At 41.7% G+C, this 21,159-nt stretch carries 20 protein-coding genes; 11 read left to right on the top strand and 9 right to left on the bottom strand.

The window, feature by feature from the left end; all coding sequences use genetic code 11:
• Nucleotides 1-101: 101 nt before the first annotated feature.
• Nucleotides 102-539 (bottom strand): MarR family winged helix-turn-helix transcriptional regulator, encoded by a 438-nt coding sequence (locus NST34_RS31390; RefSeq protein ID WP_042192933.1) that lies wholly within the window; start codon nt 537-539, stop codon nt 102-104.
• Between the two features lie 121 nt (nt 540-660).
• Here NST34_RS31390 and NST34_RS31385 point away from each other — a divergent pair, with 121 nt between their 5' ends.
• Nucleotides 661-1,248 carry an NAD(P)H-dependent oxidoreductase gene (locus NST34_RS31385; protein ID WP_149645498.1) on the top strand — a complete coding sequence of 196 codons (588 nt, stop codon included), beginning with the start codon at nt 661-663 and terminating at the stop codon, nt 1,246-1,248.
• Between the two features lie 25 nt (nt 1,249-1,273).
• Here NST34_RS31385 and NST34_RS31380 read toward each other — a convergent pair whose 3' ends face one another.
• The 4 genes from NST34_RS31380 to NST34_RS31365 all read right to left on the bottom strand — a co-directional run bounded on the left by NST34_RS31380 (nt 1,274) and on the right by NST34_RS31365 (nt 5,746).
• Nucleotides 1,274-1,786, bottom strand: a complete 513-nt coding sequence (locus NST34_RS31380; RefSeq protein ID WP_341129455.1) for a DinB family protein — start codon at nt 1,784-1,786, stop codon at nt 1,274-1,276.
• A gap of 164 nt (nt 1,787-1,950) precedes the next feature.
• Nucleotides 1,951-3,057, bottom strand: a complete 1,107-nt coding sequence (locus NST34_RS31375; protein WP_341129454.1) for an undecaprenyldiphospho-muramoylpentapeptide beta-N-acetylglucosaminyltransferase — start codon at nt 3,055-3,057, stop codon at nt 1,951-1,953.
• Entirely contained in the window at nt 3,054-4,040 is a 987-nt protein-coding gene (locus NST34_RS31370; protein ID WP_042192925.1) for an SDR family NAD(P)-dependent oxidoreductase, read from the bottom strand. The genes NST34_RS31375 and NST34_RS31370 overlap by 4 nt, the downstream gene beginning before the upstream one ends.
• 140 nt (nt 4,041-4,180) lie before the next feature.
• Nucleotides 4,181-5,746, bottom strand: coding sequence for a catalase (locus NST34_RS31365; RefSeq protein ID WP_341129453.1), 1,566 nt, complete (start codon nt 5,744-5,746; stop codon nt 4,181-4,183).
• Nucleotides 5,747-5,945: 199 nt separating this feature from the next.
• Between NST34_RS31365 and NST34_RS31360 the strand changes: the two genes are divergently transcribed.
• Complete coding sequence (locus tag NST34_RS31360) at nt 5,946-7,358, top strand: alanine/glycine:cation symporter family protein (RefSeq protein WP_076284987.1); 1,413 nt, start codon at nt 5,946-5,948, stop codon at nt 7,356-7,358.
• A gap of 126 nt (nt 7,359-7,484) precedes the next feature.
• Here the strand turns inward: NST34_RS31360 and NST34_RS31355 are convergent, their stop codons facing one another.
• Complete coding sequence (locus NST34_RS31355) at nt 7,485-7,886, bottom strand: RidA family protein (RefSeq protein ID WP_076298049.1); 402 nt, start codon at nt 7,884-7,886, stop codon at nt 7,485-7,487.
• Nucleotides 7,887-8,299: 413 nt separating this feature from the next.
• On the opposite strand from NST34_RS31355, the gene NST34_RS31350 reads away from it, so the two are divergent.
• The 3 genes from NST34_RS31350 (at nt 8,300) to NST34_RS31340 (ending at nt 10,820) form a co-directional block, all read left to right on the top strand.
• Complete coding sequence (locus tag NST34_RS31350) at nt 8,300-8,866, top strand: TetR/AcrR family transcriptional regulator (protein ID WP_076284985.1); 567 nt, start codon at nt 8,300-8,302, stop codon at nt 8,864-8,866.
• Complete coding sequence (locus tag NST34_RS31345) at nt 8,863-9,399, top strand: DUF2798 domain-containing protein (RefSeq protein ID WP_076284984.1); 537 nt, start codon at nt 8,863-8,865, stop codon at nt 9,397-9,399. Before NST34_RS31350 ends, NST34_RS31345 begins: the two co-directional genes overlap by 4 nt.
• A gap of 239 nt (nt 9,400-9,638) precedes the next feature.
• Nucleotides 9,639-10,820, top strand: coding sequence for a multidrug effflux MFS transporter (locus tag NST34_RS31340; RefSeq protein ID WP_341129452.1), 1,182 nt, complete (start codon nt 9,639-9,641; stop codon nt 10,818-10,820).
• Nucleotides 10,821-10,922: 102 nt separating this feature from the next.
• On the opposite strand, the gene NST34_RS31335 is transcribed toward NST34_RS31340, so the two are convergent.
• From NST34_RS31335 to NST34_RS31325, 3 genes are all read right to left on the bottom strand, one after another.
• Complete coding sequence (locus NST34_RS31335) at nt 10,923-11,813, bottom strand: diacylglycerol/lipid kinase family protein (RefSeq protein ID WP_076120369.1); 891 nt, start codon at nt 11,811-11,813, stop codon at nt 10,923-10,925.
• 135 nt (nt 11,814-11,948) lie between these two features.
• The gene (guaC, locus tag NST34_RS31330) at nt 11,949-12,932 is read right to left on the bottom strand and encodes a GMP reductase (protein ID WP_042192907.1); all 984 of its coding nucleotides are present in this window, start codon (nt 12,930-12,932) and stop codon (nt 11,949-11,951) included.
• Between the two features lie 244 nt (nt 12,933-13,176).
• Nucleotides 13,177-13,791, bottom strand: a complete 615-nt coding sequence (locus tag NST34_RS31325) for a LysE/ArgO family amino acid transporter (RefSeq protein WP_341129451.1) — start codon at nt 13,789-13,791, stop codon at nt 13,177-13,179.
• A gap of 320 nt (nt 13,792-14,111) precedes the next feature.
• Here NST34_RS31325 and NST34_RS31320 point away from each other — a divergent pair, with 320 nt between their 5' ends.
• The 6 genes from NST34_RS31320 (at nt 14,112) to NST34_RS31295 (ending at nt 21,133) form a co-directional block, all read left to right on the top strand.
• Nucleotides 14,112-15,290 (top strand): hypothetical protein, encoded by a 1,179-nt coding sequence (locus tag NST34_RS31320; RefSeq protein WP_341129450.1) that lies wholly within the window; start codon nt 14,112-14,114, stop codon nt 15,288-15,290.
• 187 nt (nt 15,291-15,477) lie between these two features.
• Nucleotides 15,478-17,265, top strand: coding sequence for a hybrid sensor histidine kinase/response regulator transcription factor (locus NST34_RS31315; protein ID WP_341129449.1), 1,788 nt, complete (start codon nt 15,478-15,480; stop codon nt 17,263-17,265).
• A 196-nt stretch (nt 17,266-17,461) separates the two neighbouring features.
• Nucleotides 17,462-18,058, top strand: a complete 597-nt coding sequence (locus NST34_RS31310) for a sensor domain-containing protein (RefSeq protein WP_076284978.1) — start codon at nt 17,462-17,464, stop codon at nt 18,056-18,058.
• 26 nt (nt 18,059-18,084) lie between these two features.
• Entirely contained in the window at nt 18,085-18,687 is a 603-nt protein-coding gene (locus NST34_RS31305) for a YkoP family protein (RefSeq protein ID WP_042192898.1), read from the top strand.
• Nucleotides 18,687-19,451 carry a polysaccharide deacetylase family protein gene (locus NST34_RS31300; RefSeq protein ID WP_341129448.1) on the top strand — a complete coding sequence of 255 codons (765 nt, stop codon included), beginning with the start codon at nt 18,687-18,689 and terminating at the stop codon, nt 19,449-19,451. Before NST34_RS31305 ends, NST34_RS31300 begins: the two co-directional genes overlap by 1 nt.
• A 44-nt stretch (nt 19,452-19,495) precedes the next feature.
• The gene (locus NST34_RS31295; RefSeq protein WP_341129447.1) at nt 19,496-21,133 is read left to right on the top strand and encodes a methyl-accepting chemotaxis protein; all 1,638 of its coding nucleotides are present in this window, start codon (nt 19,496-19,498) and stop codon (nt 21,131-21,133) included.
• The last annotated feature ends 26 nt before the right edge of the window (nt 21,134-21,159 follow it).

Genomic DNA, 21,159 nt, shown 5'->3' with positions numbered 1-21,159 from the left:
TTAGCTGAATGTGGAGCTGATAAATCAGCCAAATAAACGATCGAAAAAACAGAGCAGCGGTTCTCCTATAATGGAGGCAGCTGCTCTGTTTTTTAATCTGCTCAATTGTCGCTATTAAACACCTTGGACTGAAGCACATCGAGTGCTCGGTTGATTTCTTCCAGTTCTTCAGTAGAAGAATCCTTGATCCGGTCCAGGAAACGTTCGCCGATCTGTTCAAAAGCTTTGTTCATCATCGCTTGTCCAGCGTCAGACAACCGAATCATTTGCTTACGCCGATCTTCTGCGACATCCAGCTTTTCACAAAGATTCTTTTCTGTTAATTTCTTGAGCTCACGGCTCGTGTTCGGCATAGAGATATTCTTACAATCACTAATTTGACTGAGGGTAACAGGCTGGCTGACCGCAATATACTCCAGAATACTATATTGAACGGGCGTAATACCTTCCGGTCTAACATCTTTGGTTAAATCGAATGTTACTTCATGGACTGCCGTCGTAAAGGTCACTAATTTATGAAAAAACGCTTCTTTGTCCATAACGATCACCTCTTAGTGTAAACTTTAACAAAATAATTATCATAATACAATTATCATTTGACAACTAAATAAAGATTGTGATACGATTTTGTTATCAAATGATAATTAAAGAGGTGGAGCAATGAACGTTTTAGTCATCTATACTCATCCGAATCATAAAAGTTTAAGTTATGCTTTTCTCAATAAAGTCATTCAAGGAAGTAATGAAAATCGAAAGATCACGAACATCGAGGTGCTTGATCTATATGAAGAGCAATTTGATCCGGTGCTAGTCTTTAACGAAAATAAACGTAGAAGAGACATGCATATCGATCCCAAGTTTGAGAAGTATCGTGAGCAGATTCGTCAGGCAGACAAAATTGTGTTTGTGTATCCGATCTGGTGGGGCCGGCCTCCAGCCATGCTGCTCGGGTATATTGATCAAATGTTTGCCTCTAATTTTGCTTATAGAGAAAAGGGCGGCCTTATCCCCGAAGGGCTGCTGAAAGGGAAGTCCGTGGTTTGTATTTCCAGCATGAAGGGGCCAACCCTTTATCCTTTATATTGGTTAAACAATTCCCATAAGGTGCTGATGAGAAAAGCATTATTTCAATATTGCGGTATGAAAAAAGTGAAGTTTTTCGAGTTTGGGAATATGGAGAGTCCAAAAGGTAAACATGACAAAAAGCTAAATCAGGTCTACCAATATTTTAAATCTGTAGCTAATTGATGCCTCAAAGATAATAGCTCGATGATCATTTGGACTCGTTATAAAGATAGGCGACATAATCCTGCAGCACTGAGGTGTGGTCCATTTGTCGCAGCATAGTCCCGATATTCCCACGGTGATAGCTGCCATGGTTTACGATGTGGAAGATAGCACCGGAAATGGATGTCTCAAGTGATCCCATAGTTGGATGATCTAACACAACAGTGGGGTCCTTATCTATTTGACTAGCCAACACCATTTTATTTTTGCTGGTTAGCTCACGATAGAGGACATCCATTTCTTCAATATCTTTTATTGCTAACAAGGGCTCTAATTGGGCAGCTGATGCTTTAGCTTCATTCCTAGTTCGCCCTGAAATCAAGTCAAACCAAATATTCTCCACGACATAAATATGCGTCACAACCTTTGCTACTGAAGAAAAACCACTCTGGATATCCTTATGATAAATGTCTTTAGGCAACTCCTTTAAGCGATGGATGATCGTTTGATTAGCCCATACATTGTAGTCATACATTTCTAACGTCGGATGTTTCTCCATGAGTTTCTCCCCCTAAGATTATAGATGCTTTAATTATACCCATTCGAAAAATGTTCGGTACAATTTAGAGATGTTTATTATAGGACCCTTTGTCCAAAATAAACCAAAATACAGACGACAGCGATAAAGCAGAGGAGCAACCAATTCGCTAGCTTCATTCCCATCTAAACCGTACCTGCCTTGATCATTGTTAAGTCCTCGCCGCTTACTTGTTTGATTAAATTCATTACCTTATAGGCTCCTCTGCCGTTCTCATAAGGCTTCATCTTATCTTTGTAAGTAGAGCGGTTCTCGTATAGCGTCATAATCGAATGAACAAAGGTTTGATTAGTCATCTCTTCTTCAAGTAACATTTCAGCGAGTCCAGTTTGTTGAAAATACTGCGCTTGGGCAAGTTGACCAGAGCGGCTGCCACCATTCGTGTGAGGAATTAATAACATTGGATTTTGCATAGAAAGAAGCTCCATCATAGAATTTGAGCCTGCACGGGATACGACAACATCCGCCATAGCTAATAAATGCGGCAGCTCACAGCTTGTAATGAATTCATACGATTTGTAGCCTGACATCGAGAGGTGATAATCAACTTTTCCCTCCCCGCAAATATGAACCACTTGAAATTTGTCTATCAACTCAGCGAGTACATTGTTCACCATTTGGTTAATGCTGTGTGAACCTTGGCTTCCTCCCATAATAAGAAGAACAGGCTTAGCAGAGGTGAATCCGCAAAAGGCTAAACCACGTTGTTTATCAGCTAATTTGAATTGCTCCTTCAAGAGCGGTCCCGCATGAACGGCCTTGAGAGAAGCAGATTTGGTTACAGTATCCAGAAAATTTGTACACAGATGAGTGGCAAACGGAAGTGATATTTTGTTAGCTAGTCCAAGATTTAAGTCTGGTTCATAAATAATGATGGGCACTTTGTTAAGTTTGGCTCCAATCACGACCGGTACAGAAACAAATCCACCTTTAGAAAAAATCACACTTGGTTTGATGGTTCGTAGGAGTCGGTAAGATTGAAAGATGCCCTTCATGATTTTGAATACATCGGTCACATTCTTCCAATCGAAATAGCGTCTCAATTTCCCTGTGGGAATGGGATGGTAGGTCACTTCCTCCTTGTAGTCAGACAAAAGCTTACGCTCAATTCCTTGTTCGGAGCCTATATAATGGACGTCCCAATCCTCTGCTAAACACTTAGGGATCAACACGAGGTTGCCGGATACATGTCCAGCGGAGCCTCCACCTGTAAATACGATCGAGGTACTCATGCTAGAAACCCACCTTGTTGTAACATTTCTTTTATCGCAGGTTTGCTCATCAACACATGATTCGAATCATAGCTCTGGAAGTCCACAGGCGGGCAAGAGGCATAGGCTTCTTGTAAACCTTCTATAGGAAAAGGGGGGAGAATCACATAATAGTGATCATCCAGATGAATAGAAGAAGCACTCTCAAATTCCGATATCAGGGCCTCACTTAAGCTTTCACCGGGACGTATCCCCGTTTCCTTGATTTGGATCGTGCTAGTTGATAAGTCGTCAATTAAGACCTGGGCAAGATCCTTAATGCTGCAAGCAGGCATTTTGGTCACAAAGACTTCTCCGCCTCTGCTTTCTTCTGTTGCTTTAAGGAGTAGGGTAATTGCATCATCTATGGTTAAGAAAAAACGAGTCATTCTAGCATCTGTAAGGGAAATGTCTACTCCATCCACAATACTTTGTTTGAAAATAGGCACCACGCTACCCGTTGAGCCAAGTACATTGCCACTTCTCACACATACAAACTGAGTTTTGGTTTGTCTGAGATTGGCATGGACCATTAGCTTTTCACCGAGTGATTTTGTCATTCCGTAGGTGCTCGATGGTTGCGCTGCTTTATCGGTTGAAACATAAACTACTTTTTTTACGCCGTGTTTAATAGCGGCTTGAATCACATGCTGAGTTCCGAGTACGTTAGTCTTCATCGCACTGTCTGGTTGTTGTTCGCAGATCGGGACATGCTTCAAGGCCGCTAAATGATAGATATAATCTACCTGATGGCAAGCTTGCATCAGTTCTTGCTTATCACGTATATCACCGATGATGAACGTTAGTTTGGGATTATGATGATATTCCTGTTGTAGTTCTACTTGAAGTGACTCATTGCGGGAAAATATTCTGATTTCTTTTGGGTCTCTTTCCAATAACCGTTTCACGAGTTGTCGTCCCCAAGATCCGGTTCCACCGGTAATTAATATGGTTGTATTTTGCACGGTTTGTTCCTCCTATGATCTTAGCTACACAATAATCATAGTGTTCATATGTTACGTGAATATGGCAAAGCGAAAGCTCTTAAAATCAAAAAAAGGTTAAAGAACCCTTATAACAGGTCCCTTAACCCTTCATTTAACTTCTAATAGCCATCGGTTTGTTTACCGGATTGCTCCGCAATTTCCGCGCCGTCTCGATTCTCTGAAGTACCTAGATGCTTGTGGTCAGCTTTGGCTTGAGCAAGACCTTCAGCCACTCGGCGACCGTAGTCTGGATCAGCTTTTGTAAAATGTTCAATCATATTGGTTTGAATCACAGGCGCACATATTTTTAGGGCATCGACCAGGTTATGAATCAATTCATCCCGTTCCCAATCCTCGAACTTGCGATAGGTATCACCAGCTTGCCCGAAGTCATTTGTCCGACTAATTTTGTCGCGAACTAGTCGATCATTATACATCGGTTGATGATCTTTGCCAGAAGGAGCTGCCTCCTTTAACCCGCCAAGCGAGGAAGGTTCGTAATTTACATGTGGGTTTTGCTCAGGCGCCTTATCCACATGATAAGTCATTTGCCCATCCCGCTGATTCGTCGCTACCCTTGTCTTTGGAGCATTGATCGGTAATTGAATGTAGTTGGCGCCCACCCGGTGCCGCTGAGTATCCGAATAGGAGAACGTCCGGCCTTGCAGCAGCTTGTCATCCGAGAAATCCAGACCGTCTACTAGAACTCCAGTCCCGAAAGCGACCTGTTCGACCTCGGCAAAATAATTGTCTGGGTTTCGATCCAGAACCATCTTCCCTACAGATAAAAATGGAAAACGTTCATGATCCCAAAGCTTAGTAGGATCGAGTGGATCAAAATCGAGCTCAGGATGCTCATCGTCACTTAGGATTTGCACACAAAGCTCCCATTCAGGGTAATCCTTACGCGCAATAGCCTCATATAGATCCTGCGTAGCATGGCTGACGTTTTTGGCTTGTATATCCTCAGCGGCTTGCTGAGTTAGATTCTTAATGCCATGTTTCAGCGGCTCCCAATGGTATTTGATTAAGACGGCTTCGCCGTTTTCATTCACCCATTTATAGGTATTAACTCCAGACCCCTGCATCTGCCGATAGTTGGCTGGAATCCCCCAAGGAGAGAACAGGAATGTAATCATATGAGTAGCTTCAGGAGAGTTCGATACGAAATCAAACATCCGCTCTGGGTTTTGCAGATTGGTCACGGGATCTGGCTTGAAAGCATGCACCATGTCAGGAAATTTCAGCGGATCACGGATAAAGAAAATCTTCAGATTGTTGCCGACCAAGTCCCAGTTGCCATCATCTGTATAGAACTTTGTGGCGAAGCCACGTGGATCACGAAAGGTCTCCGGAGAGTACACGCCATGAACCACTGTTGAAAACCTTACGAATACAGGTGTTTTTTTGCCTGCTTCTTGAAAAAGCTTAGCACGCGTATATTTCGAGACGGGTTCATCGCCTACTTTTCCATAAGCTTCAAAATACCCGTGGGCTCCTGCACCCCTAGCATGCACAACACGTTCCGGAATACGCTCTCGATCAAAATGAGATATTTTCTCGATAAAGTGGTAGTTTTCGAGCGTCGATGGCCCCCGATTTCCTACCGTTCGTATATTTTGATTATCTGTAATTGGATGACCTTGTCGATCCGTTAAAATCATATCTTCTTTTTCCTTATCCATATGGCAAAGCTCCACCTCTTTTCAGATATGAATAGTATTTTCTACCAGAATTCTGAAAAGTATGCGAAACCCACTGACAAGAGATGTTATGAAAGTTACAATTTTTATTGGCATTTGAAATAATGACTGTTATATTTGAAAATACTATGTGTTATAAGCTTAGCAACTTGGTATCGACAGAATGGAGAGGCGGAATTACATGCAACAATTTTTAGATAGTATGATTAGCGTAACAAATGATTTTTTGTGGTCGAAAATATTGGTGATCCTTCTTATTGCTTGTGGACTTTATTTCACCGTAAGATCGAAATTTGTACAGTTTGGTATGTTCAAAGAAATGTTTCGGGTTCTTAAAGGATCCAATGAAAGGTCAAAAGATAGTATTTCATCCTTCCAGGCCTTCTGCATTAGTATGGCGGCGAGGGTAGGGACAGGTAATATAACGGGAATCGCAATTGCTATTGCCATAGGTGGTCCAGGGGCTATTTTCTGGATGTGGGTGATTGCCATTATTGGATCAGCGTCCGGTTTTATAGAAAGCACTTTGGCACAGGTATATAAAGTGAAGGATAAGACCGGATTTCGCGGTGGGCCTGCCTATTATATGGAGAAAGGCCTGAACAAGCGCTGGATGGGTGCGATATTCGCGGTTCTGATTACATTATCCTTCGGGCTTGTATTTAACGCGGTCCAATCGAATACGGTCACAGTGGCCTTTGAGAATTCATTTGGCACCAATCGGGCCATTCTCGGGCTTGTAATGGCTGCTGCCTTTGCGCTGGTTATCTTTGGCGGTGTTAAGCGTATCGCAAGAATGTCCGAATATATTGTAGTGGTAATGGCAGGAATCTACATTGGGGCTGCTCTTATTATTATGCTGATTAATATTACAGAACTCCCAGGAGTTTTCGCACTCATTGTGAAAAGTGCCTTCGGATTTGAACAAGTCGCTGGTGGCTCTCTTGGTGCAGTAATTCTACAGGGCGTGAAGCGTGGTTTGTTCTCTAACGAAGCGGGTATGGGTAGTGCGCCTAATGCTGCGGCAACGGCAACTACGAGTCATCCGGTGAAGCAAGGGCTAATGCAAGCGCTAGGCGTACTCACAGATACGTTACTTATTTGTTCGAGTACGGCGTTCATTATCTTGTTGTCTGATGCCTATAAGCAGCCAGGGCTGGATGGAATCAAGCTGACACAAGCCGCATTAAGCGAGCATATTGGTTCGTGGGCATCCGGATCACTAGCGATTATGATTTTTTTGTTTGCTTTCAGCACGTTAATTGGAAATTATTATTACGGTGAGACCAATATAGAATTTTTGAATTCCAACAAAAAGGTATTACTATTCTATAGATACAGTGTTTTGGCGATGATTATTTTTGGTTCCGTAGCAAAGGTTCAATTGGTATGGGATTTGGCCGACTTATTTATGGGCTTCATGGTTATCGTGAATTTGATTGCCATCCTGCTATTATCTAAAGTGGCCTTTGCCGCCTTGAAGGATTATAAAAAGCAGAAACGTGAAGGGAAGGATCCTGTTTTCTATAAAGACAGCATTCCGGGGCTCGAGAACGTTGAAGGTTGGGACAATTCTTCAGATATAAAAAGATAGAAATGTATTTGAAGGGCTCAGGAGACTGAGCTCTTTTTGCTGTCAGATTACAAAAACGAGCCTTTAGAATTGCTTCTAAGGCTCGTTTTGCGTACAGTATTTTAAATTAGTCCTGCTTAATATAGTTTATCCTGCAGCCCAAACATCTAATTCAATTTTCAATTCAGGTAAACCTAATCCTTTAACATAAGCAATGGTCATTGAAGGAGGCGTCATCCCGAATACTTTATTCCAAATTCCATAGAAATGATCCCAATCGATTTCTTCTGTGGCCCAAATGTTGATTTTGATTACGTTATCGGGAGTCAGCTTTTGAGAAGAGAGGACTTCTACAATATTACTCATCGTATTTGTTACTTGTTGATTAAAATCTGTAGGGATATTACTGTTTTGATCGATTCCAATTTGACCAGAAAATACATACATTTCAGCGTTTCTGCTTATTTTTGTTACATGACTGTAGTTACCAACGGGTTTCGCAATATTTTCTGGATTATATCTTGTGATCACATGATTATTTAAGTTCATTTTTATGAAGTCTCCTTTAAATAGAAGATACATAACGATAGCTAGGTTATATATCTCCACTGTTTTTTAGTTTTAATTTTTGACAGACTTATCCTATCAATCATTAATTCTAGAAAAAAACAGCAGTAGAATACCCAATACCAAAAGATAAATATTTTAGGGATCTCTTTTTCATCAGGTATTCCTCCTTCATAGTTAAAGTAAAATAACTTCATCAGAATGATAACATTAATCCATGTGCGACGGCAACTTTGCCTCCTCCGGCACAACATGATTAGGGTCTTTTTTTGCTGTATTTCATGAAAACTTCAATGCTTTTTTTGAAAAAAAGCAAAAAACACTTACATTAACGGATATTATATTGTTATAATTACAAACAGACCGGTTGGTATGTTAGGGGGAAATACGTAATTATGGATACAAAATCACTAATGATTGAGAAGGCGACACTCCTTTTTCAACAAAAAGGTTATAAGAGTGTAGGCGTTAGTGAAATTTTAAAAGCTTGTGATGTTACCAAAGGAGCGCTCTATCATCATTTTCCAAATGGAAAAGAAGAGCTATTAATTGCTTGTCTAAAAAGCCTAAAGGAAGCAATAACAATAGATATGGAGGACATTTTCAAAAAGCATTCTTCTACACAAGAGGCCACACAATTCATGCTTAATAAGTTAATTCACAACTTGGAAACCGAGGGCAAGCTTACAGGCTATACATTTAGCAGTATTGTCAGTGAAATGGCTACGGTCAGTGAGCCTGTCCGCCAAGCATGTAACTCACTTTATGAGAACATTCAGACTATTTACTACACGAAGCTTGCAACTGAAGGTTTCTCGAATGAACTAGCTTCTGATATTGCTTTATTGATGACAACCTCGATTGAGGGTGCGATCATGCTGTGTCAAACTCAGCGATCTACCGCACCTTTAAAGACTATTGCGAAACTATTACCGACAATTTTGAAAGGAAGAACATCATGAATCTAGAAACAAGATTACCGAGAAACGGCAAAGAGGGGGCATTATACGGTGCAATTATTTGTACACTAACCGTTCTGTTTATGTCTTCATTAAATATCATTTTAGCGGTTGGAGAATTTAATGGGGAAGTTGCTTTATCGATCCTTAAGGTGTTTCCGATCATTTGGGTCATTGTTATGATTATAGAGCCTGTTGTTATTGGGCGTATCGCAGAAAAGCTGACAGCTAAATTCACACAACCTAGCGATAGCTTCAACGCCAAAATTCTATTTCGTATTCTTTTCACCGTACTAGGAATGTCATTTGTGATGACCTTTATTGGAGACATCATCGGAAACGGGTTGAGTTCTGAAACGTTCAATCACTTCTTAGCGAATTGGCCAAGAAATTTCCTAATTGTACTGATCGCTGAAAGTATAGTGATCCAACCTTTTGCACGATTTGTGATGGTAAAGCTACATGCTTCTCAGGATAAAAAGAAGTCCAGCGCCGCTGGTATAACTGTAAATGGATTATCGGAACAAAACTCATAACATAAATATGCTCTCAGGCGATGCGTTTCGTTTGAGAGCTTTTCTATTACCGTATATAATGATATTTTAGTTGAATCATTGAAACCCTCCTATATAACAAAGAAAACTTAACAATGAAAGGTAATATCGAACATGATGATCTATAGTCGTCTTGCCATAATGATGCCCCCATTTCCCTAGCTAGGCTCATATTCTTGTTGTTGTTCGAGGATATAAGCTTGTAGGAGGGCGAATTTAATATGAAAAAATATGCAGCACCATCTTTACTGCTAATGATTGTTCTTGTGGCTTTTCCGCAAATTAGTGAGACGATCTACACTCCATCGTTGCCGGATATTGCGGTAGCACTTGGGGTCTCTAATAGTTCTGTACAGTTAACATTAAGTATATATTTCATCGGATTTGCTTTAGGTGTTTTGTGTTGGGGTTGGCTCTCTGATTTCATCGGACGGAGACCTGCCATGCTGGGTGGCCTCATTGTATATGGTATTGGAAGCTTGATGTGTTTTTACTCGGAATCCATTACTCTACTTCTGGTCAGCCGTTTCATTCAAGCATTTGGAGCAGCAACTGGCTCTATCATTACGCAAACCATTCTTCGGGAGAGTGTATCCGGAAATAAGCGGCATGCCATGTTTGCCCAGATCTCGGCGGTGATCGCTTTTACTCCAGCAGTAGGGCCGCTTATTGGCGGATGGGTGGATCAAGCTTTTGGTTTTCGAGCGGTTTTCTTTACATTAGTGATGATGAGTGTGTTGTTATTTGTGTATGCTTTTTGGAAGCTGCCAGAAACGACTGATGTTTCCGCGAGAAAAAAGGTGGCTATTCTACCTATCGTTAAAAGAATGCTCTCATTGCCACGTGTACTAGTGTTTGGGTTACTGATCGGGGGCATCAATGGAGTTTTATTTAGCTACTATGCGGAAGCACCCTTTATATTTATTGAACACTTTAACATTTCACCGGGAGTATATGGTTTTCTAGGCATTGTTGTGGCTTTGGCATCGATAGTGGGAGCAATGATGTCCAAGAGATTATTGAGTCTCTATGCCGCAGAAAAAATAATTCACATCGGCTGTTTAGTGATGACCAGCGGGGCTTTGCTATTAACAATCGTAAGCAGCCTTGCCTCGTTGCCGAATATGATGTTGATGGTATGCATTCTAATAACCCTTTTTGTCATGTTAATGGGGGCCGGTATCGCTTTACCTAATTGTCTAAGTCTTGCGCTTGTCAATTTTCAGGATGTTGTGGGAACAGCAGGTGCGATCTTCAGTTTGGGATATTACTTATTAGTTAGTTTGGCGACATGGGGAATGAGCGCCCTGCATAATGGTTCATTACTGACGATGCCCATCTATTTCTTAGGGATTAGCGGCGGAATGTGGTTATTAAGTAAAAAGTTTATTGTATCGGAATAGAATTTACTTCTTAGTTATTTGATTAGAAGGAGATATGGAACGGGGTATCCATAAATGAATGGCAGTCTGGAACTTTTTGAGTTCCGGACTGCTTTTTATTTGTTAGTCTACTTCCGGCACAATGACTTGGATATGACGAGGGAGAACACTTAGCGTAATTGGTAAAATCGGACCTTCTTCACCATCCACATTGGTTCTTACGGCTTCTGGAGAGCTCACAGTCACATTTTGGGCCGTGAAATAGACAACGTCTTTATGATCCTTAAGGCTGCCAAGTAGTAAAGAAATACTGGCTGTAATGGTATTGAGTATACTGAGGTCTTGAATAATAAAACAGTGAAGCAGACCATCGTCAACCGCAGCATCAGGTATCAGATTCTCGAATCCGCCAACGGAGTTGGTTAACACGGCGAGAAAAAGCGGGGAATCGCCTTGCCATGTCTTCTCGTCATAATGAATGACAAGAGGGTGGGGGGAAGTGCTTGTAAGTTGTTTTAGGCCTTCTTTCAAATATGCCAAAGAGCCGAGCTTGGTTTTCTCTTCGATTGAAACGGAGGATAAAGATCCGGCGATTGAACCTACAGCAACAACATTTCCGAATAAGCGGTCATTCAAGCAACCAATATCTACTGTCTTTACGTTAGAGGAAGCAAGGGTTTGAATGGCTATTTCGGGATTCAATGGAATCTGTAACGCGCGGGCAAAATCATTAACCGTTCCTAAAGGGACTACACCTAACTTTGGGTGTTGTTTCTGATTCATAAGACCATTAATGGTCTCGTGAAGCGTGCCATCCCCGCCAATGGAGACGACTAGATCGTAACACTCCTCACAGGCAGTGATACAATAACGAGTTGCATCTAGTTCTTTTGCCGTCTCCTTAATCGTAACCAAGTAGCCTTGATCAGCTAGAACTCTTTCTGCATATCTGACATATTCGCCAGCTTCTTCTTTACCAGATGAGGGGTTAATAATAATCATAGCTTGCCGCATAGGGATTATCCTCTCTTGTTCAATCTAATAGCCTATTAGATGATTACCCCAAAGTGGTATAGCAGAAATCATAACAACCTAAAAAAAGGTGAGCAAGAACGACCTAAGTCGTCTTACTCACCTCTTTTATGTTTGTTAATAGACCTTGTCACCATTAAAAATGGAATTCTTAACGATAACATAATCTACTTTACGAATAGCTTCTAATTTATTGCCTCCAGCATAAGAAATCGAGGACTGAAGATCTTGCTCCATCTCTCTCAAGGTTTCTGCTAAAGCACCTTTGTGCTCGACAACTATTTTTTTGCCCTCAACATTCTTCTTTTCACCTTTTTGGTATTCAGAAGCGGAGCCGAAGTACTCTTTATACAGCTTTCCATCGATCTCGATGGTATCACCAGGAGATTCTTCATGCCCAGCAAATAGGGAACCGATCATGACCATGGAAGCACCAAATCTAATGGACTTGGCGATATCACCGTGTGTCCGAATACCTCCGTCAGCGATAATAGGCTTACTTGCAGCCTTGGCACACAAGCGCAGTGCGGCTAATTGCCAGCCACCTGTTCCGAATCCTGTCTTAATCTTCGTGATACATACTTTCCCTGGTCCAATTCCCACTTTAGTAGCGTCGGCCCCAGCGTTCTCTAATTCTCTAACGCCTTCAGGAGTTCCCACGTTTCCAGCAATAACGAAACTAGCAGGTAGATATTGTTTAATATGTTTGATCATTCGAATGACAGCCTCGGAATGACCATGTGCAATATCGATCGTAATGAATTCCGGAATCAACTGTTCGTTAGCTAATTGTTCAACGAAATCGTATTCTTCTTCTTTGACTCCGACACTAATGGATGCGATTAATCCGCGGGTGTGCATGTCCTTGATGAAAGACGTACGCTTCTCCGGTTCAAAACGATGCATAATGTAGAAGTAGCCATTTTGGGCTAAGAAGCTGGCGATCTTCTCATCTATGATGGTTTGCATATTTGCAGGTACCACAGGTAATTTAAAAGTATGACCACCTAAGGTGACTGTTGTATCACACTCAGAACGGCTATTTACGATACATTTTGCAGGAATTAACTGAATATCTTCATAATCGAATACTTTTTTCATTATATACACCTCTAAATGCGAACATTATAGTATTTTGGTTTGATTATTGTTCGTCCACTTTGTAATGTACAGCATTCCGAACAAGAAGTCAAAATTCTAGTACATTATGGTGTAAATTGGACTTAATTATACGACGATTTGGTGTACGGGTAATGATTCATATAGTGAACTGAATATAGGGACAAGAATATGTATAGATATTAACAAAAGGCCATCCCTATAGGGATGGCCTTTCTTTCTTCTATTACATCTGAAAAAGCTTGTAAGCAATATATGCTGCAACGACCCAAATGATAATCGCAGAGATCTTATTAATGATCAGCATGATTTTGCCGCTTGAATCTATTTGTCCTACGGTCTTTCCTGCTACAGCAAGCCCAAAGAACCAAATCCAAGAACCAAGGATAGTCGAAACGGCGAATGTAACTTTGTCTATGCCAGTGTAACTAAGGGAGCTGGTGCCGATAACCCCAATCGTATCCATGATCGCGTGTGGATTTAATAAAGAAACGGACATCGCAAACAAAATTTGTTTTTTTGAAGATAGAGGTGCTGTGTCTTGGGATGAAGAGGTAGGTGTGCTTCTCCAGATGGACCATCCCATATACAAAAGAAATACAAGTCCTACTGCAAATAAAGCGGTCTGCAGAACAGGGATGGCAAACACAAGAACGGAAACACCTAACACGGCTAATAAAATAAGAAGGGTGTCACATAAAGCGGCCGTAATAATAACTGGGATGGCTTTTTTAAACTGTGGCTGTGAGGCACCTTGGTTAAATACAAAAACATTTTGTGCGCCAAGCGGAAGAATTAATCCAAAGGCTAAGGCGATCCCGTGAAGTAGTGCGGCTAACATAGTTGTGTCCTCCGGTGATGAGTAATGCGTTATAAAATTTGCCTTTGAATATGGTGCTCCATATGTTCTAGATAGTCTTGAATTCCTGCGGTAATTTAATCACCCATTCGTTTAATGAATCGATTACGTGCTGTAGGCTGTTCTCCTCACTCATCTTATATCCCAACTCCTTTATCTGTAATATCTGGCTAAATAATATGTACTATCATACAATGAGGGCTTTCATTTAAAAAGATGATTAATATAATCTTGTTGTCCCTTAAAAAAGGTAGTAAAGTAACATGATACATACTATTTATGGAAAGAAAGGTTGATATTTTTTGAAAAAAGGAATATTTACAGGTCTTCTTGCGCTCTTGCTGATTACCGCCAGTATGCTATCTTTTAATGTTGTAGAGGCCGCTGGAACAGTAACGAAATTACCTAGCCAACAATGGAGTCAGCTGAATGCTGTGGGAGCATTAGAAAGCATAGAAGGGGGTCCCGTGGAACTTCCATCATTAAATACAGTGTATCTCCACACTAAGGAAGAGCATGCTACCCAAACTAAGGTATGGTTGGTTGATACGCTGAAATCTTATGATACACAGACAGGGAAGCTAAAGTGGTCAGTTAATTTTGCAGACCCTGGCACAGCGATGTTTCGTGAATCGAAAGATTATTTAGTGGCGCCGGATGGAACGGTATACATAACCTTTACAGATAATCTTTCACCTGACGCAACTCAGATCTATGCGGTGGGACCAGACGGAAAACGGAAATGGAAAGTGAATTTGTCTCAGACAGAGGGATACTTATATAGACTTGATAACGGGAGTTTAGTCTTTGCATCCCAAGGTAACTTTGATAACAATGGGAATTATACCGGGTCACTAACTTTAATTAATAAAAGTGGTACCAAAGTAAAAAATATTTCTTATAAAGGAACGGTATTGGCGCAAGGAAATCGTGTCTTAATTCAAACGAATTACGGTGGTGGGAAAGGCTCACGCATCCAGGCACTCGATTCTTCCTTAAATTCAGTGTTTACATATCAAATGCCAGCCGATTCGTACACTGAAGTGTCTTACAATCACGTACTTTCTGATGGAACAGTATTAGTCCGTGCCAATATACCAAAAACAGGAAATCGATTGTTCGGATTTAGCTCTAAAGGTAATCTACTGTGGGGGAGAGATATCGCAGGTGATGCTGTCGTATCCTCACTTGGTGATGTTTATGGGGTTTATGCCAATGGCAAGCTGTCTCTATATAATGTCAAAGGATTGGTTAAGTCGGTAGCTCTTAAAGATGTGACAGAATTTTTTATATCGTTGGACCGATTACAGGATGGTAATATTGAGCTTGGCTTCCCAGGTTCCGCCACATATGTTTTAAATCCTAAAACGCTCGCAGTAGATTATACTTTTAAGCTGAAGGATGATTTTAATTTCAACTATGTAGGCAATGGCGTGGGGTATGTAATGACAGACAATGGATTTTCACGAATTAAGTTTTAATTCCAGAAATCGATTAGGATTGATCAAGGGATGCTGCCCCTAAAGGGATGGTATCTTTTTTTCTATTCTGTAATTACACCCCTAGCATAAATGTCATCCCATCTCATGACCTTTTGTAACTAGTAAGGCCTCAGGGGGTTACACTATAATAAGGGTCTAGTCAGCAGAATTTATAGGGGGAAATGTCTTGTTTAATCTGGTCAAACAGTGGTTCTGGTACGATTGGCTCGTCCTCCTGATTCGGATTTGTTTTTCTACTTCTTTATTGATCACCATGTGTTATCTTTCGGACGATTTTACGATTCCTTTCTGGATCGCGTTTGTTTGGGGTCTGATCGCTTTTTCAGTACCTTGGTTTTGTTTGCAGCTGCATTATAAATATTATCTGATTGCAGAGATCCTTATTTCGGGTGGTCTATGCTTATATTTGGCTGCGCTATTTCCGGAATCCTATGTAACTTTTTTACCTACTGCTTTTATGATTGCCAGCAATAGTGCACAGAAGTCTTATCGTTGGTCAGCACCGATTACGGTTATTTTGATTCCAATTCTGTTGTCTAGGTTGTCGCAGCAAGTGGATGCTGTATCGATGATCTTGAACATTGGTTTGGTGTATACACTTGGCTTCGCCTTTCATTTACTAATGGTCAATCACAAGCAGAGCGGAATCATTAAGGATCAGAATGCGGTCTTGGAGCAGTATATCTCACAAGTCGAGCGTATGACACTTCTGGAAGAACGAGATCGGTTGTCCAAAGATCTGCATGATACGGTGGGGCATTCTTATACATCCATTCTTATGGGGTTAGAGACTTTACGTACGGAGGTGAACACTTCGGACGGGGCGCAAAAGATAGATGCCTTGTTAAAACTAACTCGCAATGGCCTAGATGACGTTCGTCGATATTTGCACCATGTGGGCTCTTCGCAGGATTCGTTGACGCTTATGCAGTCCCTGCAGAAATTAGTGGATGATTTTCAGACCTTCTCGAAGGTTAAGGTTCGCCTAAAAACGTTCGGAGAGGCCTATACAGTATCCAAGCAGGTCCAAATGACATTATACAGATGTCTCCAAGAGTCAATAACCAACGCTGTACGTCATGGTCAAGCCAGTGAAATTGTCATTAGTCTACATTACGAAGAGAAGTTGATCCGGCTGGATGTGCAGGATAATGGATTAGGCGCAGAGGATTTAACAGCAGGATTTGGTCTGAACGCGATGAAGGAACGAGCTTCTAACCTGCAAGGGCAAGTGTATGTTTATTCAAAGCCAGGAGAAGGGACCTTAGTGACCTGTAGTTTGCCGAGGCTTGAAGAGATACAGGAGGAAACGGTTCGCTTACTACTGGTAGATGATCAACCTTATATCCGGGATAGTCTGCGAATTATTTTAGAGCAGGAACCCGATTTTGAGATCATAGGTTTAGCAGAGAATGGTGAGCAAGCAGTAAGCTTCTGCGAACAGGATCAACCTCATGTGGTGCTAATGGACTTAAATATGCCAGACATGGACGGTGCGGAAGCAACGAAGCTTATTAAGCAAAAGTGGCCAGGGGTACGAGTGCTGATCCTGACTACTTTTCAAGAACCGGATTTGGCAGTCGAAGCACTGCAAAACGGGGCAGATGGCTACTTGTTAAAGTCTACTGAACCGCAGGAGCTATTCGAAGGGATACGTCTCGTACATCGGGGTGTGAAGATGATAACACCAGCTATTACGAATGTATTAATTGATCATTATGAGATGCATCCAACTTCTGAAGCGCAGACTGAGCAGAGTAATGAGTATGGGCTGACCCCGCGCGAGCTGGAAATTCTAGAATGCCTGTCAAAGGGCATGCGTTATAAATCCATTGCAGCTAAATTGTATTTGTCTGATGGAACGGTGAGAAATTACGCTTCTACCATCTATGCTAAGCTGGGTGTACGGAATCGCGAAGAGGCTGTTGAGAAAGCCTTTGGCACTTTGGAATAACTAAAACCGAATGATATGAAATTATAGAGCGAGCATCTTGTTGTCTATTTTCCCTTGTGGGAGTAGGCGAAAGGTGCTTTTTTGTATGAAATAACTGTCATATGACATTATGGCACTGGTCGATTTTACATCAGGAGCTCTAACATAGGATTTACAAAGATGAACAAATTTTTAGTGCAGAGAGGAAGAGGAGAATATGAGTCAAATGATCCGGAAGCATGTGAGGAATTTCTGTTTCTTATTAATTACTTTTGCCACAGGGCTATTTTACTTTTGCTTTTATTTGGTAGGCATCACTTTTGGGGTCGCGATGTCCTTCACCATAGTAGGGATTCCGATCCTTTATTATGTTTTGCGTTCTACGGAGACTTTTTTACAGCATGAGCGAATTCGAACGAAAGTCTATACGGATATCTCCGTTCGGACGCTTCCAACTCGATCTCAAGAACAAGGAAACATATGGGAAAAGGTTAAGGCGGAGTTGTCCGATGAGCATAACTGGAGAGCAATTATAGGGTTGATGCTGCAATTTGGAATTGGAATGCTCAGTCTCATATGTGCAACTCTTTTTTATTTGTCCCCTATTATTCTCTTGTTGTCACCTATCTTGTATTTCATCGATATCTCTTCTATATCGTTATTCGGGATTGAAAATAAAACACTCAACACCTCACTTCTGTTCATGCTGTTAGGCGCGGTATCTCTTTGGATAGGTGCTTATCTTGGCAACAGTTTAGTAAAGATGATCGGCAGGTATACGCGGCGTTTAGTGAAAGATTTTGCTAGAAGATAAACTTTTACACGAAAGAAGGAAGATTAATGGTAGCCTCAGTTTCATTTATAAAATTATTCTCGCAATCTCTTTGGATGATGTGGGAGAACCTATTTGCTATTGTCACCAAATTCCGTAGCCAGTCCGTGTGGAGATACGGGATATGTAAATTGGTCGTGTTAAAGTATCACGGTGAAAGTATAGTCTGCCAAGATGGACATCAGATTCTTCCCGGAGATTGGGTGGGTGAACTTCATCTGGATAATCGTCAGGTAGTGCAGCTTACGCGTACCCTGGGCGCTGATCGGGCCGGAATTCGAACTGCACGTATGCTTCGCGAGGCCATGAAGGAGATTAGTCGTGAACTAGATAGCAATCCAGAACTAAGCAAAGTGCAGGCGCTAACGGGGATTACGCTACTTCACCGCGGGATCATTCATGGAATAGGGTTTGAGCAACATCCTATCAAGTCCAAATGGCAGCGGCGATGGTTCGGAATCTATCTTCGGTTCTTACTTCGGATGCTGCATCCGGAGGGGAAACATCGCGTTGAGGACAGCACGGAGAAGTTGTCTCCTAAGATGCTCGTGCTTAGTAAGCAGTCTTTGAAAGCGCGGTTTGCTCCTCGAAGGAAAGAGGCGGTTTCCTAATGTGGACGCTCCTTGTTTTAGCTATAGATGCGATTATTCTTTATATGATTGTTCCGTTTGTGATTACTCGAATATTGGGATGGGGTGTTGTATCCAGAGGAAATGCCGCGAAGGAAGTTGCCTTTACTTTCGATGACGGACCAGATCCATGCTATACCCCTGAATTATTGGACTTGCTGCATGAACATGACGTTAAAGCAACTTTTTTCGTATTAGGCAAAAGGGCTGAGCAATTCCCGGATTTAATCCAGCGAATGCACCGTGAAGGACATCAGATCGGCATTCATAATTATACACATACGCCTAACTGGATTTACTCTCCATGGACGAATAGACGGAAGCAAGTAGATCGAACAGCTGATATTGTCGAGCGGATTACAGGAGAGCGGCCTATCTTGTATCGACCACCATGGGGGCTCCTTAATTTAGGCGATCTTGTCTTTCTTAGACGTTCTTATCGGGTAGTGTTGTGGTCTGTAATGGTGGGAGACTGGAAGGCGTCTGTTAGCGCAGCCCAAATAAAGCATGACTTATTGAAAAAGATAAAACCCGGTTCTATCATCGTTCTGCACGACAATGGTGATACACCGGGGGCAGATCGAGAAGCACCGCTGAACATGATCACCGGACTGGAAGAGGTCTTAAAGGAGATTTCTAGAAGGGGGCTGAAGAGCCAGCGAGTGGATGAGCTACTGAACAAGGAAGCTAGTCGCATTGGAGAAGCTAGGTCCAGCGTCAAACATCACGGTCAGATTAATCTGTAGCTATGGATGACATGATGTCACTAGATTGGAAGGGAATTCAGACATTGAAGAAGAAAACCGTTCGAACCATCGTTATGACCGTTTCTGTAGTATACATGGTGTTGATTTTTGCAGGTCTATGTATGTACACATTTTCTAAGTTTAATGAAATTCTCAGTCATGAAGTTGAAGAAAAGCTTAACTATAAGGTGGAGCTTACTTCTACTAAACTGAATAGTCGATTGTCGAATGATTTTCAGAAGAGCTTGGCTGAAATGAGTGAGGAGGATGCAGGTTATTATTTTGTCATAGATAAAGCTGGTCGATATGTAGCAAGCCAGAACCCTAAGCAAGATATAGGTAAAGCTATATTTGATGAACCGGACATACAGTTGCAGAAGGTTGGTCAGGTCATAGCACAATCTACGGGAACTAGTGGTACGGAAGACTCGAAGAATGTTTATGCTTTTACAAGGATCGGCGATACAGATTACAAGCTAGTGCTGGTGACGCCTGTAGAACAGATCTTGGAGCCAATGATGAACAACCAATATTTAATTATTGGCGGTTTTGTTATCGCTTTGATTATTTTTATTGTCTTACTCTTCATTATCTTAACCCGACTTATTGTACGACCGCTGCGAAGAATCAATGAGCATGTAATGGAACTTGTTGAACACGGAGGCGATCTGACTAAGAAGCTGGACATGAAGCGTAATGATGAGATTGGGATGTTGGCGTATTCCATGAATCAGTTTCTGGATAACATTCGGGCCATCGTCGGGAATGTTACTTCACAGGCCAATCATCTGAATGAAAATGCAGAAATACTTCAAGTTTCAGCAGAGCAGACAAATGAGACATCCAAGCAAATTACCACGATTATTACGGATATGGCTGTGAGGTCGACGGAGCAAGCAGAACATGTGCGGCAAGTACTCACGATGATGGAACGGACAGGGGAAATCTCTGAGGAAATTATGCAGGAAACGGTAAAGACAGTTAGCGATTCCAATCATTTAATAAAAGCGGTGCAAACTGGCCAGCGTGCAAACCGGGCATCTGTAGATCACTTGGAAACTATGGTTAGTTCCATTGAGCGCTCAACAGAAACCATTGCACAGCTGAACAGCCGATCCAGCCAAATCGGTGAGATCATTAACGTGATTTCCGAATTGGCTAGTCAGACGAATCTACTCGCGCTAAATGCAGCCATTGAAGCGGCCCGCGCTGGAGAGCAAGGGAAAGGTTTTGCAGTAGTTGCAGGAGAGATCCGTAAGCTTGCTGAAGGTTCCGAAAGAGCAGCCGAGCAGATTGCCGAGCTTGTTGGCGCAATTCAAGCGGATACGAATGCAGCGGTTAAAACGATGGAATCGAGTCAACAAGTGGTCAATCAACAGAATGATTTAGTATTACAAGGGCAACAATCTCTGGAGGAAATCGTTCAGAAGGTTGATCTAACAACCCAAAGCACGCTGCGAATTCAAGGCATATTTGGTGAGTTGTCTACAATGTCACATCAATCATTGAAGGCTCTAGTGCAATCTTCGCAACTCATTGATCAGTCGGCATCGTCCTCACAGGAAGTAGCGGCTTCCACGGAGGAGCAACTTGCGACTATCGATGAGATGACGACCAAACTTAGAGAACTCAGCGAGTTATCTGTATTTTTAAAGTTAGAAGTTGGGATATTTACGATATAGTCTTATGCTAAAAACCTTTCAAACAT

Source organism: Paenibacillus sp. FSL H7-0714, assembly GCF_038003765.1.
In the GTDB taxonomy this organism is placed as follows: domain Bacteria; phylum Bacillota; class Bacilli; order Paenibacillales; family Paenibacillaceae; genus Paenibacillus_AQ.
Note: the sequence above shows the minus strand (reverse complement) of the source record. Positions and strands in the feature narration are given on the sequence as shown.